This is a genomic window from Winogradskyella undariae (assembly GCF_013285155.1).
Lineage (GTDB): Bacteria > Bacteroidota > Bacteroidia > Flavobacteriales > Flavobacteriaceae > Winogradskyella > Winogradskyella undariae.
Genome location: NZ_JABTEL010000009.1, coordinates 77,291 through 94,830 on the forward strand (window position 1 = coordinate 77,291; position 17,540 = coordinate 94,830).

The 17,540-nt window shown below is 31.6% G+C and carries 13 protein-coding genes and 1 pseudogene; 2 read left to right on the forward strand and 12 right to left on the reverse strand.

The features are described 5' to 3' along the window. Nucleotides 1-42: 42 nt before the first annotated feature. The 12 genes and pseudogenes from HSX10_RS12895 to HSX10_RS12950 form a co-directional block, all read right to left on the reverse strand. Nucleotides 43-417, reverse strand: a complete 375-nt coding sequence (locus HSX10_RS12895) for a hypothetical protein (protein WP_246293631.1) — start codon at nt 415-417, stop codon at nt 43-45. A 77-nt stretch (nt 418-494) separates the two neighbouring features. Further along, nucleotides 495-1,118: a hypothetical protein gene (locus HSX10_RS12900; RefSeq protein WP_173588649.1), complete on the reverse strand. Its 624-nt coding sequence runs from the start codon at nt 1,116-1,118 to the stop codon at nt 495-497. A 217-nt stretch (nt 1,119-1,335) separates the two neighbouring features. Next, entirely contained in the window at nt 1,336-1,968 is a 633-nt protein-coding gene (locus HSX10_RS12905) for a DUF1444 family protein (protein WP_173588650.1), read from the reverse strand. A 183-nt stretch (nt 1,969-2,151) separates the two neighbouring features. Beyond that, a complete protein-coding gene (locus HSX10_RS12910; RefSeq protein ID WP_173588651.1) occupies nt 2,152-2,766 on the reverse strand; it encodes a DUF1444 domain-containing protein in 615 nt (204 codons plus the stop codon). Nucleotides 2,767-2,965: 199 nt separating this feature from the next. Next, a complete protein-coding gene (locus HSX10_RS12915) occupies nt 2,966-3,667 on the reverse strand; it encodes a hypothetical protein (RefSeq protein ID WP_173588652.1) in 702 nt (233 codons plus the stop codon). Between the two features lie 87 nt (nt 3,668-3,754). Continuing rightward, nucleotides 3,755-4,372, reverse strand: coding sequence for a DUF1444 domain-containing protein (locus tag HSX10_RS12920; protein ID WP_173588653.1), 618 nt, complete (start codon nt 4,370-4,372; stop codon nt 3,755-3,757). 264 nt (nt 4,373-4,636) lie between these two features. After that, nucleotides 4,637-5,152, reverse strand: a complete 516-nt coding sequence (locus HSX10_RS12925) for a GNAT family N-acetyltransferase (RefSeq protein WP_173588654.1) — start codon at nt 5,150-5,152, stop codon at nt 4,637-4,639. Between the two features lie 106 nt (nt 5,153-5,258). Beyond that, nucleotides 5,259-5,624: pseudogene (locus tag HSX10_RS12930) on the reverse strand (SIMPL domain-containing protein); the annotation flags it as partial. 135 nt (nt 5,625-5,759) lie between these two features. Then, nucleotides 5,760-6,245: a phosphoribosylaminoimidazolesuccinocarboxamide synthase gene (locus HSX10_RS12935; protein ID WP_173588655.1), complete on the reverse strand. Its 486-nt coding sequence runs from the start codon at nt 6,243-6,245 to the stop codon at nt 5,760-5,762. Between the two features lie 24 nt (nt 6,246-6,269). Further along, the gene (locus HSX10_RS12940; RefSeq protein WP_173588656.1) at nt 6,270-6,593 is read right to left on the reverse strand and encodes a hypothetical protein; all 324 of its coding nucleotides are present in this window, start codon (nt 6,591-6,593) and stop codon (nt 6,270-6,272) included. Nucleotides 6,594-6,604: 11 nt separating this feature from the next. Further along, complete coding sequence (locus tag HSX10_RS12945) at nt 6,605-7,018, reverse strand: hypothetical protein (RefSeq protein ID WP_173588657.1); 414 nt, start codon at nt 7,016-7,018, stop codon at nt 6,605-6,607. Nucleotides 7,019-7,136: 118 nt separating this feature from the next. Beyond that, entirely contained in the window at nt 7,137-12,143 is a 5,007-nt protein-coding gene (locus tag HSX10_RS12950; RefSeq protein ID WP_173588658.1) for a DUF4132 domain-containing protein, read from the reverse strand. A gap of 245 nt (nt 12,144-12,388) precedes the next feature. Here HSX10_RS12950 and HSX10_RS12955 point away from each other — a divergent pair, with 245 nt between their 5' ends. Then, the gene (locus HSX10_RS12955) at nt 12,389-14,902 is read left to right on the forward strand and encodes a leucine-rich repeat domain-containing protein (protein ID WP_173588659.1); all 2,514 of its coding nucleotides are present in this window, start codon (nt 12,389-12,391) and stop codon (nt 14,900-14,902) included. Between the two features lie 78 nt (nt 14,903-14,980). Further along, the gene (locus HSX10_RS12960; protein ID WP_173588660.1) at nt 14,981-17,503 is read left to right on the forward strand and encodes a leucine-rich repeat domain-containing protein; all 2,523 of its coding nucleotides are present in this window, start codon (nt 14,981-14,983) and stop codon (nt 17,501-17,503) included. Nucleotides 17,504-17,540 lie beyond the last annotated feature (37 nt).

Here is a 17,540-nt window from a genome sequence, read left to right on the forward strand (position 1 = left end):
GATTTTTTTAGTAACAGAATTCAAAAGGAATGCGATGATATTTTAAGCCGACATTCGGTTAATCGCTTCCATACGTTTTAAAATAATAGGCACAAACAAAGCGAATTTAGCATTAAATTCTTCTTGAGTTTTTGCTGTATTTAAGTTTTCACCCATCGATACCCAAGTCACATACAAAGCGTCTTCAATATTAGATTCATCAGTATCTATATTTAAAGCTTTAATAAGACTAAAATTTTCATCCTGACTGTAAAACCCAGACTCTTTAACGATTTCAAAAACGAGTTCAAAAATGCTTCGGGTGTCTAAAAGTTCATTGATTTTAACTTCTGCTTCTTTTGAAGCACTAATCGATTCAAAGACATCCACCATTAAATTTTGTACTCTGCCGTTGATACTAAAGTCTAGATTTTTCAATTTTTGTGTTTTTAAGTTGAAAAAATAGTCACCGATGCGTGTGCACAGGTAACTATTTGTTTATTGATTTCTGAAAATTATAAAGGGATATGTCCTACAATGTCACAGTTTGTTACTGAATACACAAGGTCTGCGATACGTTCGTTAGGATTTTCATCATCATTCCAATTGTACTTATGTAGGTAAGCAAACTTATCTTTAGTTTCTTTATCTGCGTGTTGTGAAATAATCATTAGTTCACCATATTTGGATGTAGACACAAATAAATCTTCTGAATCTAGCATAGCGTGAGCTTTTGTCATTTCTACTTTGCTAAAGACGCGTTCACTAGCAAAATACGTATCAATAGAAATAAGTGCCTTATTGTCTAACGCTTCGGCATATTCTAAAGTAGATTCTAAATCGTCTAAGTTTTGATACGCGTCATTAAGTAGTGTTGTTCCATCATAAATTTCTAAATCGGCCATCGTTAAGTACACAAAACCATCTGGTGTGTCTATTCCATACACAGCAACTATTTTAGAAGGATCTCCTTCATTATCACCTTTTATTGCTGTGGTTTGTAGAATTTCACCATCTAAGCCTTCCCAAGTTCCAGCTTTTACAATAGGATAAACTTTATATTCTCCTTGGCTTGCTTTTTCCACGATGGTTTTAATCTCGGCTAAATTTTCTTTTCTATTAAGTGTATTAATTTTCATGTTATTTGTTTTATTATTTATGACAAAATTAAAGACACATAGAAGTTTTTTTGTCACTGTATTCAGCCATTTGTTTATTTAGTGGTATATCTTACAAGATCAATTTTGTTCCGTTTAATGCATAAAAAAAGGGTATTCACGTTTTTGTAAATACCTTTTTGTTGTTCTTCTTTTTGTTCGGATTTAATATTAAATTTTATTGAAGCATTATGTTTTATTAGTATTCAGACAAATTATCCAAGGCTATGTGTCCAGTAATATGTCCTCCTTTCATCGTAAAAAGGATATTGGCTATTGGCGCATTACCATAACTATCATCTTTCCAAGCATCTTTATGCATACTTAGAAACGCGCCAAGCAACTCGTCGTCTGAATCTCTTGAAATGACCATCATACAAGAACGCCTTGGTACGGAAACAAATAATTCCTCGGCATGTAACATAGCGTGTGCTTTTAGCATATGTGCATTAGAAAGAATGCGTTCACTAGAAAAATCATGGCCACTAGAGGTTAATATTTTATTTTGAAACGCTTTAGAATAGGTGAATTCTGTTTCATAATTTCCTAAGTTTCTAAAAGCTTCATTTGTAATTTCCTTTTGGTCCATAGTTTCTAAATGTTGTTGCGTTAAAAACACAAAATTATCAGGCGTATCTATACCGTAAGCAATAACTACTTTTGGCCCAGCTTCTGTTTTTATTAAATTAGAATTTAATGCCCCAGCTTTAAGTCCAACCCAATCACCTGGTTTTAAAATAGGATAGATTTTTTGATCCCTATTTTTAGTCTGCTCAATGATTTTTTCTATTTCTTCTTGAGATTTTTCTTTTCCGTAAAGTGTACCGCTCATAGTGTTGTGTGTTTATTGTTTGCTGCAAAATTAGAGTAGCAATTGTCATTTTTTATCACGGTATTCCGCTATTTCTAAGTGTACTTAATTAGTTATAACGCTTATTTATATAGCATTGAAGCCATAAAAAAGGCATTCTTAAAATTAAGAATGCCTTTTTTTATCTGTTTTTTTTAATTGAATTTATAATGGAATATGTCCTACAATATTACCATCTTTTACAATAAAAAATGAATTTGTTATTGGTGCGTTACCAAAACTATCATCTCCCCAAGTATGATTGTGTAAAAAAGCAAACTTATTAATGGTATCTTCATCTGCTTGTCTTGAAATAATAGTCATACAAGTTCTTCTTGGAATAGATACTAATAATTCTTCAGCGTCTAACATGGTATGTGCTTTTAACATATGGGTTCTAGAAAGAATGGTTTCACTAGAAAAATCGTTTCCGTTAGCACCAACGGCTTTATTATCTAAAGCTTCAACAAATGTTAATCCTGGATCACATTTTTCTAAATTGGTGAAGGCTTCTTGCGTAATTTGTTTAGCATCCATAGTCTCTAGGTGCTTTTTAGTTAAAAACACAAAGTTATCAGGTGTATCCATACCATATCCTATAACGACTTCAGCGCCATCTTCAGATGGTATTAAAGTAGAGCTTAAAGCTCCTGCTTTTAATCCAACCCAGTCGCCAGGTTTTAAAATAGGATAAATCTTTTTATCGCTATTCTCTGTTTGTTCTACTATTTTAGCTATTTCTTCAGGTGTTTTTTCTGGGCCATGAATGGTATTACTCATAAGATTATATGTTTTTTATTTATTTCAAAATTAGAGATACATCTCAGTTTTTTTATCACGGTATTCAGCTATTATGAAATATAATGGTTTGTCTAAACAGTGATTTTTTTTACTTTTTCATAAAAAAAGAAAAGGTGCTCTTGTTGATAAGAACACCTTTATTATTTGTGATAATTAGCCTGTTTTAAACTGAAGTTCTTTACGGACAATCTAGTAACTCTATTAAAAACAGACCGTCTTGATTTTTTATAATTGCGATACTACGTGTTATACCTATGCCTTTAAAAATGTATTTATTGTCTTTCTTTTCTATAAACTCAGGCATTAAAATAAAATTTCCTTTTGAAGTGATATCAATATTAGGATTATGGACTGGTAGTTGCTGGTAGACTTCATGCAATGTCATATGTTTATATAGGTAAGTATTCTCAAAACAATCATTAAAATCTGTATAGGTATGAATTATATGGTCATAGGTTGCTATCTCTTCTTCAATTTCAAATGGCTTGTCGTTAAATTTTTCAATTCTCTTATCCGTTGTTTTATGTATTATTTTTCCTTTAAAATTTGGAATCATAATACCATCGTAAATAGACTCTAATTGGGGTCTAAATGTTGTCAAGTCTGAACTATGAATAAATCCAGAACAGACTTGATTTTTTACTTTAATAAAATCCCCTTGAAGTTGAAACCCTTCGCTAATGTGTATAGATTGTTTTGTTTCAAGAATGTGCTCTGCAACAATTTTCTCTCCAACTGAAATGCGCTTTATTAATTTTGAATCTAACGCAGGTTTTTCATAAAGTTGAGCGCCAAAAACATTGATGACAAAGAACGTGTTTTTGTCACTTTTTTCTTTTGAAGAATTACCCGTTGCCATTTCTAGACCTGCGCTTTTCATTGTTTCAGTGTTTTGGATTGAAGCCTTTTTTATAATTATTTTTTATGAATAAAAGCCGTTACTAAATTTACAACATAGCGTTTAGATTTATAGATATACGATACCTTCTCTATTACCACTTTTTACGTATAAAAGTATATTAGCGATATGCGTATTGTCGTTAGTTTTATCGTTCCAATTATGTCTATGCACGTATAAAAACATATCTAAGAGCTCTTTGTCAGAATCTTTAGGAATAATAAGTATATTACCACGTCTAGGTATAGATACAAATAATTCTTCTGATTCTAAAAAATCATGAGCCATACGCATCTGTGTATAACTAAGAGCTCTTTCACTAGAAAATCGAGTACCATTAGAACTCAACACTTTATTATCAAATTCTTTTTCAAAATTAAATGCTTGTTCAAGCTCGTCTAAGTTGTCGCTAGCTTCTTGATATAAGTTTCTATTCCCAAAGAATTCTTTATGTTTCTTTGATAGATATACCAAACCATTTGGCGTTTCTACGGCATAAGATTTAACAACTAAAGGGATATGATCATCATTGTCTTCATAAACTTCTACATTATAGAGCGCTCCATTTTTAACACCTGGCCAACTTGCTGGTTGTAGTACAGGATAAAGTTTATATTCTCCATCTACAGCTTTTTGCACGTCTTGGTCTATTTCTGCTAAATATTGTTTTTTTTCTTGATCTGTCATGAGTATAGTGATGTGTAATTAATTTAATACAAATGTATAAGCGTATGTGATAGGTTTTATCACTGTATTCTGTGATATAAAAAACTCGTAAAACTATTATTAATTTCCTTTGTCTATAAAATACATTACTATTCTAACAACTTTTAGAGCTAATGATTCACTTAAAGAAGTAAGCTAATGTTATTTTGAGTTATAAAAAAAAAGTATTCTTAGCATTAAAAGCTCCTTTTGATAATAGAAAATTAGTCTATTATAGGATAAAAATTAATATTTTAAATACATAATATGATTGGGATTACTATGCGTCTCAGATATTTTGAAATCATAAGCGCCGGCAATTTTAAAATTCATTTTTTGATAAAAATGTAAGGCCTTTTGGTTTTCTGTCCATACGGCAAGCCAAATGCCATTTTGTTTATTTTTTATAGATAATTCGATATTAAAATTAAATAGTTGAGCACCTAATTTTTTGCCCTGAAACGATTCTAAAATATACAATCTATCAAACTTAGAAATATTAATATCTGCTATGTTTTTGTTGGTCGTGTGCAATTCTATTTTAGAAAATCCAGCAATAACTCCATCGCAATATATAAGATGATAATGTACATTGGAATTATCGAATTCTTTTAGAATGGCTGCTTTATTATACGTTCTAGAAATATAATCCTGTATATCTTCTTTAGAAGCACTATGTCCATGAGATTCTAAAAACGTTTGTTTTCCTATTTCTACAATGAGTTCGGAATGTGTTGTGTTTGCTTTTGTAATTTCAACCATTTCAATTCGTTTTATCTTTTATTCTTTATTAATTGAACTTAATAGATAAAGAAAGGTATTCTAGTGGATAAGCATACCTTTTTTAACATATAAATCGAGTAGGGGATTAGTCTACTTTATAAACCAATTTCATAGTAATTGAAGCTGTTTTTTTTCTATTAGCAGTATTAAAAGTTCCTCCTCAAAAATAATCTTCTCCTGAATTTTGACCTGTAATTTGAAAGATTTCCATTTTAGCAGATTCTAAAGTGCTTAAATTACCACCTGAAAATTTAGCTATATTTTCGGCACGTAATCTGGCATCTTCTGTAGCTTTAGAGATCATTTCAATCTTGAGATCGGCAAGTTTGGTGTAGTAATATCTTGGTGCTTGCGAATAAAACTGAACGCCTTGATTTAATAATTCTGTAATTTCTCGAGATACTTTTTCTATTTTATCGACTTCTTTAGATTCTATTTCTACAGACTGTGTATGCTTTTCCTAAGAAAATTGAAGATGCAACGATTGCTATTCCAAAAATAATTGCATTTGTATACTGTTTCATAATATGTAATATTTTTTTATTTTGATGTTCTAAAACCTTTATTTAAATGTGGTCTTCATATTTTATTCATTTAATAACTTCTCTTCTGTCATTATTTTTTTTGCTATTTCGGTTTGTTTATTTCCATGATGCATTGTACCGGGTAGCATAATTATTCGTTTCTTAATTTTTCCGTTTACGTCTTTAAAAAGGACTTCAAATCGAGAACGCGTTATTCCTAATATTGCTTTTTTTAATTTGATACTTTTAATATCTTTTCTTTCGATTATTGGTGTTGTAGAATTATTAATGCTTGTAAATATTCCATACATAAGAAATAAACTAATTATTGAATAAAATATTGATATCGGAACTTGACCTGTTTGAAAGCTATCAAATGCTGAATAAAGTAAGAAAGCAGAAATTCCTCCATAAATTATTAAAACTCGAGTTATGCTTTTTCCAACAGCCACCTTTGCTACATTTCCAATAATTCCATCTCTTGTGAGTATAATTTTATCTGGTAAAATATGACAAAATCCTGTTTTAGTTTTAAATTGTTTTTCCATTAACTTTCTATTCGTTTCTAAATCCTACGCTTCAATTTTTAGTTCTGTAAGATGAATTGTTTTGTCATCTGTAAATTGATAACTTCCTTTGCCCGAAACTTGTTTCGTTAAAATGCTAACATCATCTCCATAAGAAATACCAGAATTTACATCGCATATAAATTTGGCATTTTTAAAAGTGAAAGATTTATTATTAACTTCAACAGAAATGTTGATTGGTTCTAAAGTAAGATCCCAATAACTGGAAGCTTCATTTCCAAAATCTAGATAGACTAATAAATTGCTCCAGGTTTTATGATGATTTATAATTTGTGTGGTTAATTGGTTTTGTATGGTTTCGGTTGTCATGAATTATAGATCTACCAATACGTACCGACTAGAAACGTCATTCTTATGAATGCAATGATACTTTCTGAAGTCAGTTCTAGCGGTGCTTTTAAATCGGTAATTTCATCATCGTCTACAAAAACAACAAATAATCCGTCTTTAAAAGCTAACAATACATTGTCTATTGCCTTTTCTAAATTTGCTAAATCGGTATTAGCTAATTCGCCAAATTCTACTTTACCTGTTTGGGCTTTGTCTTGTATTTCGGCAGGACTAAGGAAACCAATGACATTAACTTCTGTTCGTTTTTTATTAAAGGCTTCCACTTGATTTTTTACACAACCAATTAATAAATCTTCTAAATTTTTCGGGTTTTCTTCTAGTGTAAAAGGGACTTGTTTTACCTTTTTTTTACCTAATCTTTTTAGTTGTAATGTTAGTTCCATTTGAATACGGATTTTTTTGCGTTAGGGATTGCCGTGGAAAGCCCACAGTGCGCTAGCACGCGGACTTGCAACATAAAGCCCGACCTCGCCTAAGCGAGGTAACGCCCTAATGCTTGTATTAACTATTAATTTGTGCCAAAATGGTTGGATCTTGGATTTTATTGTCTTCTGAAAGTAATTTCATTTTAGAAATAATTTCTGCCGATTTTGGATCTTCATCTACGAAAGGCAAGAACATACGACCGCGATGCTGACTATGTACCGGAATGATGGATAATGCCAATCCGTTTTTGCTAACCTGTCCGCTTCCTAAATGAATGCTGTATTCGCCAAGTTTTCCTTTAATAAACAGGTGACGTTCTTTAACGGTAATGTTTTTAAGTTTGAATAATCTTGCAGATTCTTCGGCCAAGGCAGCACGCATTTGCATGGTACTATGACTTGCTTCTGGATCTACACCACCAACATGCGCAACACTGACCACAAGATCTACGTCTCGCATAATTTCGCTAAAAACTACGGATGGGATCTCTGTAAGCGGAATTTTTTTGTAAGTATCTATGGAATGGAAACAGACATCTTCTAGTGTTGGTGCTTCGGCTTCAGACGGCGAATACCAATCTGCCATGGCGTACATGGTTGCTATAAAACCACGTTTATGATATACTTTTTGTAAGCCTTCTTCCATACTTACCGTCCAACCGCGAGTTCTTAAAAGTGCTACGGTTTTTTTAGGCTGAATTTGGTGTCCTTGGTAACGTTCGGAACGTGTGCTGTGTTCGCGTTCATCATCGGTAATTAAATACAGCTCTCTAAACACTTGTTTAAAGGGTTGTACTAAGCGTTCTGCAAACAGGTGTTTTTGATACAGATCCCATTCTACATTTTTGTACAAGTGAGATGGATGCGCTATAAGTAATACGTCGTCTTCTGCTAATTGGTGTGTTTTTCCGGTAGCATCTGTTAAAATACCTTTTTTGTAAAACCCTGAAATTTCTTTTTCTGGAACGTACATAACCAAATTGCTCAACATCACTTTAACGATAGGATGTTGCATCATATTATGAATTTCTTGTGCTGTAAATTCATCTTCGTTTACCATTGCGTTTTCTAATGATAAACGTGTTCTGCTATATTGTCTAGACAAGTATGTTTTGTTTTCTTTTAAAGCAATAACTTGTTTGTCTTTTCGCAATTTAGCAGGGATGTTTTTTAATGATTTTCCGGCTTTAGTGACTTTAAAATCTGTTTTACCAAGGTCATTAATTATTAATTCTATCTCTGTTTCTTCTATGGTAATTACGGCATTTTCCATGATTTTTTGGGTAGCTTTCGCTTCCATTGCCCAACTGAAACGCACACGGTCTTGGTAACCTGCGGTTCTTGATAAATTATCTAAACCAATTTCTACAGCGGTAGCTTCACTTTCTTGGCGTTGCGCCCCAAACTGTTTGCTTTCTTTTAAGAAATCTTGCAACAGGTTGTATCGCTTTAATAAATCTTTTTCTGGTATGGTTTTACTTAACGGAATTAAACCTAATGCACGTACGTAATCTTTATCGCGTTTGTCTTTGATTTTCTTTAGCGTTTCGGTGATTTTTACTTCGCCTAGCATGACGCTAGAATAGAGTTTTACTTGTCTATGTCCGTTTCCATCGGTAATATATTTGGCCGCATCGTGTAATAATTTCCAATTGGTTTTCCCAATAGTTTTGTACACCTTATTAAACCAATCGACATCTATAGCACCAAGGGCAAAATCACTTTTTGGAATGTTAGAATAACGCGAAATAATGGTTTCTTTTTCAGAATTCATATAATCTGAAGCGTGTGCCTGAAACCACCAGACTGCATCTTCAAGTTTTTCTAACCCTAAATATTCACCAATTACACCAGTCCATTGTGTGGCATAACACGCTAATTCTATTAATCGTTTTTTAGTGACTTTAGAAGCATCTGCACGTGCCGCAAAATCGGCATAACTTTCAGTATCTTTAAAAATCGATTTTTTTAGAAGACCACTAAATATTGTTTTTTTACTATCGCCGTAATAGCTATAACCACGTTCAAAATTATCTTTTCCTAAACGTTCTAAAATTCTAAAGACATAATCTACACCTTCTATGCTGTGAATACCATTCATGTATCCTGTGGCAGTGGTTTCTAAATCGCCACGTTCTAATTCTGTTTCTAATAAATTGGTTTTTAAAGGTGCTAATACGTGTTTAGGCACGCAATCTCTTTCTATCCATTTATAATTCATTCTGTAATTAAAACCACCGTCCATAATGACCATTAACTCACGAGAATTTAAGGCTTGAAAAAGGATGTCATCATCATTAATTAAGCCTTTTTTGTAAAGTCTTAATGTAACAGCAATACTTGGATATGGAACTATTCCTGGTCTACTGAATTGTTTTGTAATTACCTTTACATCGTCAGTTGTATTAGGATAAGCTATATCTTGAGCTACTAAATAGATATAAGTTCCCCAATATTTTTGAAGTTGTGCTTCTGTGAGAAGCTCTAAATTATTCATACTTAAACTTGGTACAAGTGGTAAAATAACATTTGTCCAGTTAAACGTTTTTTTATTATAGCGATAATTAGAGGTTTGATACTGTATTGCTTTGAGGTTTTTAGGAAAATTAGCAATCATATCTTCCATTATATCTAGCTTAAAATTAGCTATAATTCTTTCTTCTGCATAGACATTAAACAGACGTATTAAAATTTTGTTATAGGCATCAGATTTTGAATTGTACCGATCTTCTTTATCTAATTTTAAGCCACTTAAATCTGGATAATACTGTCTAGCAAAAGGCTCAAAATCTTTATAATCTCCAAATGGGTTATTATGATTCTTAATGTAACGAATTGCAGCATACATTTCAAAATCATTAAGCTTACTTTGCTCGTGCCAAGCGATCCAAATTTTAGCTAAAGGAATGTTATGTAACAGTTCTTCTGGTGTTGCATCATCGCCTAAACTTTTAATATCACGAATGCCTTTTTCTATGTAAGTTGTTGCTATTTCTCCTTGATATACTTCTGTTTGATATTCGTGATTTCTGTTTTTAGTTACAATATCAATTAACGTATTAACTGCTTTAATAATTTTATTTGCATCTATGAATTCTTTGAATTTAAACCCTGAAGATTCTGAAGTGGTAATTCCTAATTTATCGAAGAAACTCGTTTTTTTCTCAAAACGCGATTGTGGAATATATAATGGTGTTAAGTTGTCATAATCAATAGCTCCAAAACCATTACTGAAGTCGAATTCTTCGGCGTTATCTTTAAATTTATCTAAATAGACTTGTTCATTTTTGGTGATTTTAGGGCGTTCGTTATAGAGGCGAATTTGGTCTTCTACAAAATTAGACTGTTTATTTTCGTCGTGTAAAAGAGTCAACATCTCTAAACCTGCTATACGCTGGTCTATACTTTTTGCTGTCACTAAATTTGTAGCACTGTTTCTTAAACGGTCGGCTGGTAATTCTACTAACAATTTAATTAATGAGGTCCGTAAGTTTTTATGTTTTCGTCTTAATAAATCTTCAGCAATCTCTAAATCTTTATCATACAAGTGCATTCTACTAAATAAGTTAAGTCCTGTAGCCATTAATAACTCATTTCTGTTGTAGATTGCTTTTCTCGCTAAACCTCTTTTCCAAGAGTTTTCATCGTAATTTAAACGTTCTTTTTTCTCTGTATTTTGTTCGTAATTGTAAAAAGAATAGCTGTAATCTTTAGGGAATACTTTACGGATGTAGCTTTCTCTAAATTCTGTTGGAAGTATGTCTAAATCATTCGCGATTAATTCTAGTTGTTCTTCATTAGCACCATTGATTAAAAACTGGTAGAAATAATAAGAGTTAGGTGTAAAACTCCACCAAGAGAATATTTTACTTTCGAAGGTTTTCCCTTGGTCTTCGGCCGTTTTAGCGACTTCAAATAACCTTAAGAAGGTTGTGTTATCTATAACTACTGTTGATGGTAGGTTTACTGCCATCCAATGATCTAGAGCGTAATCTTTACCTAAGTTATTTTTGAAGTATTCGACTAAAGAATCGTTTGTTCTATCTGTTGAAGAAATAAAATATAAGGCTAGAATTTTTTTATTTCTATCTTCTGAAGTATAAACAATATCTAAAGCTTTTGCATTAGCTTTATCTACATCTAAAATAGCTATAGACCATAAGGCCACTAAAACTTCTAAGTTATCTTTACTTTTAAGAAGTGTATCAACTTCTTTTAAATCTAAAATTAAAGATTGTGCTAACTCTAGCACACGATTAATTACTGATTTTTTAGGGATTTCCCAATTTAAACCAAACCAAGTGCTTACCGCTCGAGTTACACTAGTAAAACGCGTTAAGTCGTTTTCTAAAACAATATTAATCATATATTTTAGAGCGCCAAGACTAGATTCATCTAAAGCTTCTAAAATAGTTTGTCTTAAACCTTCTTGACGTTGGGCAGCGAGTAATAACTTGGCTACCATTTCCCAATGTTTCTCATCTTCAGAAAGTAATAATGCTTTTATAATATCTGCACTAATACCACCAATTTCATCTTCAGCTTGAAGAATATCATCTAACAATTCGTCAAACATTCCATTTCCATTATGGAGTAAAGTCGCTAAAAAAAAGCTATTTCCGTGAGGAAAATAGGTGCTGTATTGAAAATGTTCATGTAATGTTAATCCGCCAAACCCCTTTCTGCTTAAACTTAAAAAATGCGTAAAAACTTGTAATTTATTACGTAATGTATCTTCTGTTTTTACAGATCTAAATGCTTTTCTATCATAACCTCTCTGATAAGGTATTGTATCCATAAAATCCCACATATCTGCTAAATACGGCGTTTGAATAATACCAAATAACTGCATTCCTAAACGCATACCTTCTTGAGTTCGCCAAGGATTATTATTAATAGCATCTTCAGAAACCGCAATGTAATCGGTGGCACTATAATAGGTTCTTCTTTCGCCTTTGTCGATACGTCCTAAAATTTTAGCTAAAACGCGATAAGGTTCAGAAAATGCACGAAATTCAAACCGATCTACATCTGGTTTCTTATTTTTTTCAACGTATTTAGTTGCTTCTTCTATTGGAATCATTACTTTTTCTTATTAAACTCTTACTCTACTAAGACGAGTTGTGATTATTGTTTCAATTTATTTCTTTATAAAAAAAGATTACTCTTAATGGTTGGCAAGATAAAAGTAATTCAAGTTTTTTTACTCACGGTATTTAGGGATGTTTTTAATTAAATATTTAGATGGAGTTTTAAATATCACAGAATACAGTGACAAATAACACCCTGTTTTAAAATAGGTTTGTAAAACCAAAATTAAACGGCCTTATGATACTTGCTAAACACGAACTTGGTTTCAATTTTTATGAAGATGAAACATCTTTTGAAAAAATTAAAGCTTGTAAAAATTACCCAGAAGATTTTTATTACGAGATTTTTGTACTTGCTAAATCTACTAAAAACAAGCAGATTAGAACTGAGTGTACCAATATCATAAAAAAACAGGCACCAGAAGCTTTACAACTCGCCTTTAAGAGTCGAAAAAAAATAACGACAATACAAGATTCTCAATCTTTTAACAAGAAACTGATTGCTGTATTAGAGTACGGCGTACTTTCAGAAGACTTAGACCTTTGTAAACTATACACACTTGTTTGTAAGCGATTAACGCTTTCGCTTGAATATAGAAGTAAAGAAGTTATTGAACTTCTCATAGAAACACCACGTCTTTTAAGTCAGTTTAACGGTGTTAAAGAATTAACAATTAGCACCTCTAGACAGGAAGAAGGTTTTAGAAACGTTGTAAACAACATAACGCAACTTTCTTCATTAGAAAAACTTGAGCTTGAAATTGATTATAAATACATACCAGAAGAACTAGAACGATTAGTTAACTTAAAAGCGTTTATACTAGCAGCACCAAACCTTGTCTGGATTCCTATAGGAATGACCAAGTTAAAAGCACTTAAAAAGTTGGAGTTTAGAGGAAGTTTTGCTTTTGGTAATGACGAGCCTAATCCTAACATCGTTAACTTTACTTGGCTTAAAGAACTTACCAGTTTAAAGCATTTAAAAATAGGCTCTTTTGCAGTACAAGATCTCTCTGATGTTGAGCTTCCGGCAAGTTTAAAAAAATTAGAGCTTTTTAGGTTAGAAAATCTAACCGCTTTACCCGAAACACTTGGTCACTTACCAAAACTAAAAACATTAAGGCTAAGTGGTATGAGGGAGCTAGAACACTTTCCTGCATCTGTTAGTGAATTTAAAACCTTAGAGGTTTTTGAAGCTGTTCATTTATCTAAATTAAAGAAAGTTCCTGCTGCTTTTATTTTTGGACCCAATATTAAACGTTTGCTAGGTTTGTATACAGAGTTTATACCTTATGGTGAAACACCTGTAACTAAGCTAAAAAGAATTGATTTCACCCATCCAGAGCTTCTTAGTTTTGTATTAGATAATGCCTTGTCTTTTACTAATTTAAAAGAGATAGAAATTAATTGTGATGCACCAAAAAGAAGAAGTGCACATACGCTTTCTTCATTTAAAAAACTTAAAAACCTTAAGTATAGATTAGCGCATCATTTAGAATGGGTTTTAGAGGATATTCACGAATGTAAAAAGCTAGAAGACGTTCTTATTTATGGAATATATAATAGGACTGATGCTGAAATAACAAACGCTGATGTTACTAATTTTCCTCAGGCATTTTCTAGAATAGAGCATTTGCAAACCTTAAAAGTACACAATGCAAAAGCACTAGTTTTAAATACAGATTATTTACCTATAAAGACAGACAGTCTTACCATTACAGATATAAAAGTCATTGAGCCAGGTATTGAAGATTTTGAGGTAACTAATCTAAAAGTAATAGATACACCTATTACCGCATTGCAAAAGTTTTATTCGGTAATACGTGCAAAAAAAATGAAGTTAGGCGATGAAAATAGCGTTAAAAATGAGACTTTAGATTTTGATAATTTTAAAGACCCTGAAAGCATTAAAGATTTTATATTTAATAGTAATGTAAAAGGCTTAGATAAGGCATTAAAAGCACTTTGTAATTTACAAACACTAACCATTGATTTTAATGTAGATAATGCCGAACAAAACAATGGTTTAACCGCTTATACGCACCATAATTTAAAAAACTTAACCATTAAAAATTTTAATGGTAACACTAATGTTATTAAATTATTATTAGAGCATACGCCTCATCTAGAATTTTTAGAAATTTACGATTGTGTAGGACTTGCCGATTTACCTAAGGTTACTTTAAATAAACTAAAAACGCTAAAATTATTTTATAGCGATGATATACAGTCTATAGAAAACTTAACAGTGCCCAACATAGAACTTTTTAAAGTTTTATCGTGTGACAATTTTGGTTACGATGCTATGGTTACGGCATCGCATTGGAAAACGCTTAAGTTTCTTTGGTTACAGAACATTAGTAGAGCTCTTGAAACCTACCCGGAGACCATTGCAGACTTAAATTTAGATACCTTTTTTATTGATGGATTTTTAACTAAAAGACAAATACCAAAATGGATAGGCAGAATGAAATCCTTACGAGTTCTAGGAATAGAACAGTTTTATTATTGTCCATTACCGGAAGAATTAGCCGAATTAACCCAATTAAAAATAATGAGTATCAGAGGCTGTGATTTTACAGAACAAGTATCTGATAAATTTAAGAATCTGAATTTAGAGGATTTAATTTACAGGTATTCAAAATTTAATGGAAACAATATGAAATCCTCTAAATTTTACGCATTAGCTAAAAATAAAATCTTAAAAGAGGATTTTGATAACAGATATGAAAAATATGATCTGTACTGTTAAAGAAATTAAAGCACAACGTACTGTATCTAAAAAAACTGTTTCCAAAAGAAATTTATACTTTAAAAATTAACGATTATTATGACAAAACCAGCAGAAACACCTGTTTTCAAGTTTTATACAATGGATGAGTATTATGAAGACATTAAAAAGTGTAAAAACTTTCCAGAGGATTTTTATTATGAAATTTTTGTGATTGCAAAAGCAACATCTAATAAAAAAAATAGAACAGAGTGTGCTAACATCATAAAAAAACAAGCCCCAGAAGCTTTACAAATAGCTTTTAAAAGTCGAAAAAAAATAACACAAAAAGGAAAGCGTGTAGCCAGAATGATTTCTATTTTAGAATATGGATTGCTATCTGAAGACTTAGACCTTTTTAAATTACATAACCTAATTGGTGGAGGATCAAAACTATGGCTTTTTCATTCTTCGACAGATTTTTTAGATCGCTTGTTAGAACATCCACATATATTAAGACGATTTAACGGCGTAAAAAGTTTAGAAATCCATTTAAAAGATTTTGGTAATAAATATGATAGTATTCTTAATGAGATATCAAAATTAACGTCGTTAGAAGAAATAGATCTCGAGGGAGAGTTTGAGCAACTACCAGAGGATTTTGGTAATTTATCAAATTTAAAAAAGCTAAAGCTTGTTGCGCCTTGTTTAAAAAGGTTTCCAAGTACAATGTCTCAGTTAACATCCTTAAAAGAAATACGTATTGAAGGCGCTTATTGGACTGGGAAATCTACTCCCAATATGAATCTAACTGATTTTAATTGGATTACAAAATTTACTGAATTAAAAGAGTTGAAACTACGTTTTATCGGCGTTCAAGATCTATCTCAAGTCAAGTTTTCAGCATCCTTAAAAATTATAGAATTTTTTGGCTTAGATGAATTAATAGCATTGCCTAAAGATGTTAGTAATTTAAAGCAACTAAAAGAGTTTCAGGTTTTATCTAAAAGCATAGATAGCTTACCAAATGGTTTTGAAGATTTACCAAAATTAGAACTTTTTAAACTTAATGCTCCTAAGATAGATTCCATATCGTCTACCCTCTTTTTTGGAGACGAATCAAGATGTTTTGAAGAAACGCCTAGACCTAAATTAGAAACAAAAATTACATATAGCGAAACTAATATATCACCAATGACAGAAGTAAGTCTGCGAGAATCTATAGAAATAGATTCGCCCAAACTACTTCATTTTGTGTTAGATAATGCGTCGTTTTTCCCTAATTTAAAGACGATAACAGTAGATTGTGAAGCACCAGAAATTCCACATAAAACATCGTTAGCTACATTTAAAAACTTAACAACACTTAACTACAAACTAGAACATAAACTAGATTGGCTTTTTGAAGAGATAGAGCAATGTACAAATCTTAAAAATGTAGAATTATACAGGTTTCAAGAGTCAGGTACTAGAGATATAAAATTAGCTGTTAGAATTTTTCCTAATGTGTTTTCAAAAATAGAGCAGTTAGAAAACTTGACGATTAAAAATGCGAGTGCTTTAGTTGTAGACACCGACCATTTACCTAAGCATATAACCAATTTAACTATTTCTGAAATTAAAGGCATAAAAGCAGGAACAGAACAGTTTGAAGTGTTTCACCTGGAAATTAAAGCCACACCAATTCTTAATTTACAGGAATTTTATGCAGTAATTAGTGCGACTAAATTTAATCTTGGACATAGAAATAATGATGTAAATAATGTTTTAAATTTTGAAACCTTTAGACATCCAGAAAAAATTGAATCGTTTGATTTTACCAGTAATGTGAGTCAGTTAGATAGCTTACTTAAAAACTTCATAAATTTAAAGGAACTTACCATTACATTTAAGAAGGCCAATTCAGAACATAATAATGGATTAACGGCCTTTAAACACAACAATTTAAAAGTGTTAAGAATTGATGATTATAACGGAACTACCGAAGCCTTAGAGCGTTTATTAACACATACACCAAACCTTGAATTTTTAGGAGTATTTGAAGCCACAGGTTTTGATGCTTTTCCTGCTGTAAGCTTGCCTCAACTTAAAAAATTAAGAATGCAGAGTGTCGCTCTTAAAACCATAGACAACCTAAACGTTGAAACTATTGAAGCGGTAAAACTGATACATTGTGATTATATTAACGATGAAAGTATTGAAGCAATATCGCATTGGAATTCTTTAAAACACCTTTGGTTAGAAGGCTTAGATGAAAATGGAGGCACATACCCTGAATCGATTTCTGAATTAAATTTAGAAACACTTTTTATCAGAGCACATCATAAAGAAGAAAAAATCCCTACTTGGATTGCTAATCTAAAAAATTTACGTGTTTTAGGAATAAACAATTTTAAACAAGTTGTTTTACCTGTTGAATTAGCCACATTAACACAGCTTGAAGTATTAAGTATTAGTGGATGTGAATTTTCAGAACAAGTATCTGAAGACTTTAGAACCCTTAACCTACAAAAATTGGTGTATTGGACCTCTAAATTTAATGGTAGTAATATGAAATCTGAACTCTATGAGCCATTGGAGAATAAGTTGGTGTCTCAACGTAATTTTGATGATATAGATAGTGAAGTCCCTTTTAGGGTGTAGCTAAAAAGAATAATTTACAGCGAACCGCAACCTAAAA

Bases quoted from the DNA above. Each gene is read 5' to 3' on its own strand.
- HSX10_RS12900 (WP_173588649.1), bottom strand. From the start codon at position 1,118: ATGAAAATTAATACACTTAATAGAAAAGAAAATTTAGCCGAGATTAAA.
- HSX10_RS12905 (WP_173588650.1), bottom strand. From the start codon at position 1,968: ATGAGCGGTACACTTTACGGAAAAGAAAAATCTCAAGAAGAAATAGAA.
- HSX10_RS12910 (WP_173588651.1), bottom strand. From the start codon at position 2,766: ATGAGTAATACCATTCATGGCCCAGAAAAAACACCTGAAGAAATAGCT.
- HSX10_RS12915 (WP_173588652.1), bottom strand. From the start codon at position 3,667: ATGAAAAGCGCAGGTCTAGAAATGGCAACGGGTAATTCTTCAAAAGAA.
- HSX10_RS12920 (WP_173588653.1), bottom strand. From the start codon at position 4,372: ATGACAGATCAAGAAAAAAAACAATATTTAGCAGAAATAGACCAAGAC.
- HSX10_RS12925 (WP_173588654.1), bottom strand. From the start codon at position 5,152: ATGGTTGAAATTACAAAAGCAAACACAACACATTCCGAACTCATTGTA.
- HSX10_RS12935 (WP_173588655.1), bottom strand. From the start codon at position 6,245: ATGGAAAAACAATTTAAAACTAAAACAGGATTTTGTCATATTTTACCA.
- HSX10_RS12940 (WP_173588656.1), bottom strand. From the start codon at position 6,593: ATGACAACCGAAACCATACAAAACCAATTAACCACACAAATTATAAAT.
- HSX10_RS12945 (WP_173588657.1), bottom strand. From the start codon at position 7,018: ATGGAACTAACATTACAACTAAAAAGATTAGGTAAAAAAAAGGTAAAA.
- HSX10_RS12950 (WP_173588658.1), bottom strand. From the start codon at position 12,143: ATGATTCCAATAGAAGAAGCAACTAAATACGTTGAAAAAAATAAGAAA.
- HSX10_RS12955 (WP_173588659.1), top strand. From the start codon at position 12,389: ATGATACTTGCTAAACACGAACTTGGTTTCAATTTTTATGAAGATGAA.
- HSX10_RS12960 (WP_173588660.1), top strand. From the start codon at position 14,981: ATGACAAAACCAGCAGAAACACCTGTTTTCAAGTTTTATACAATGGAT.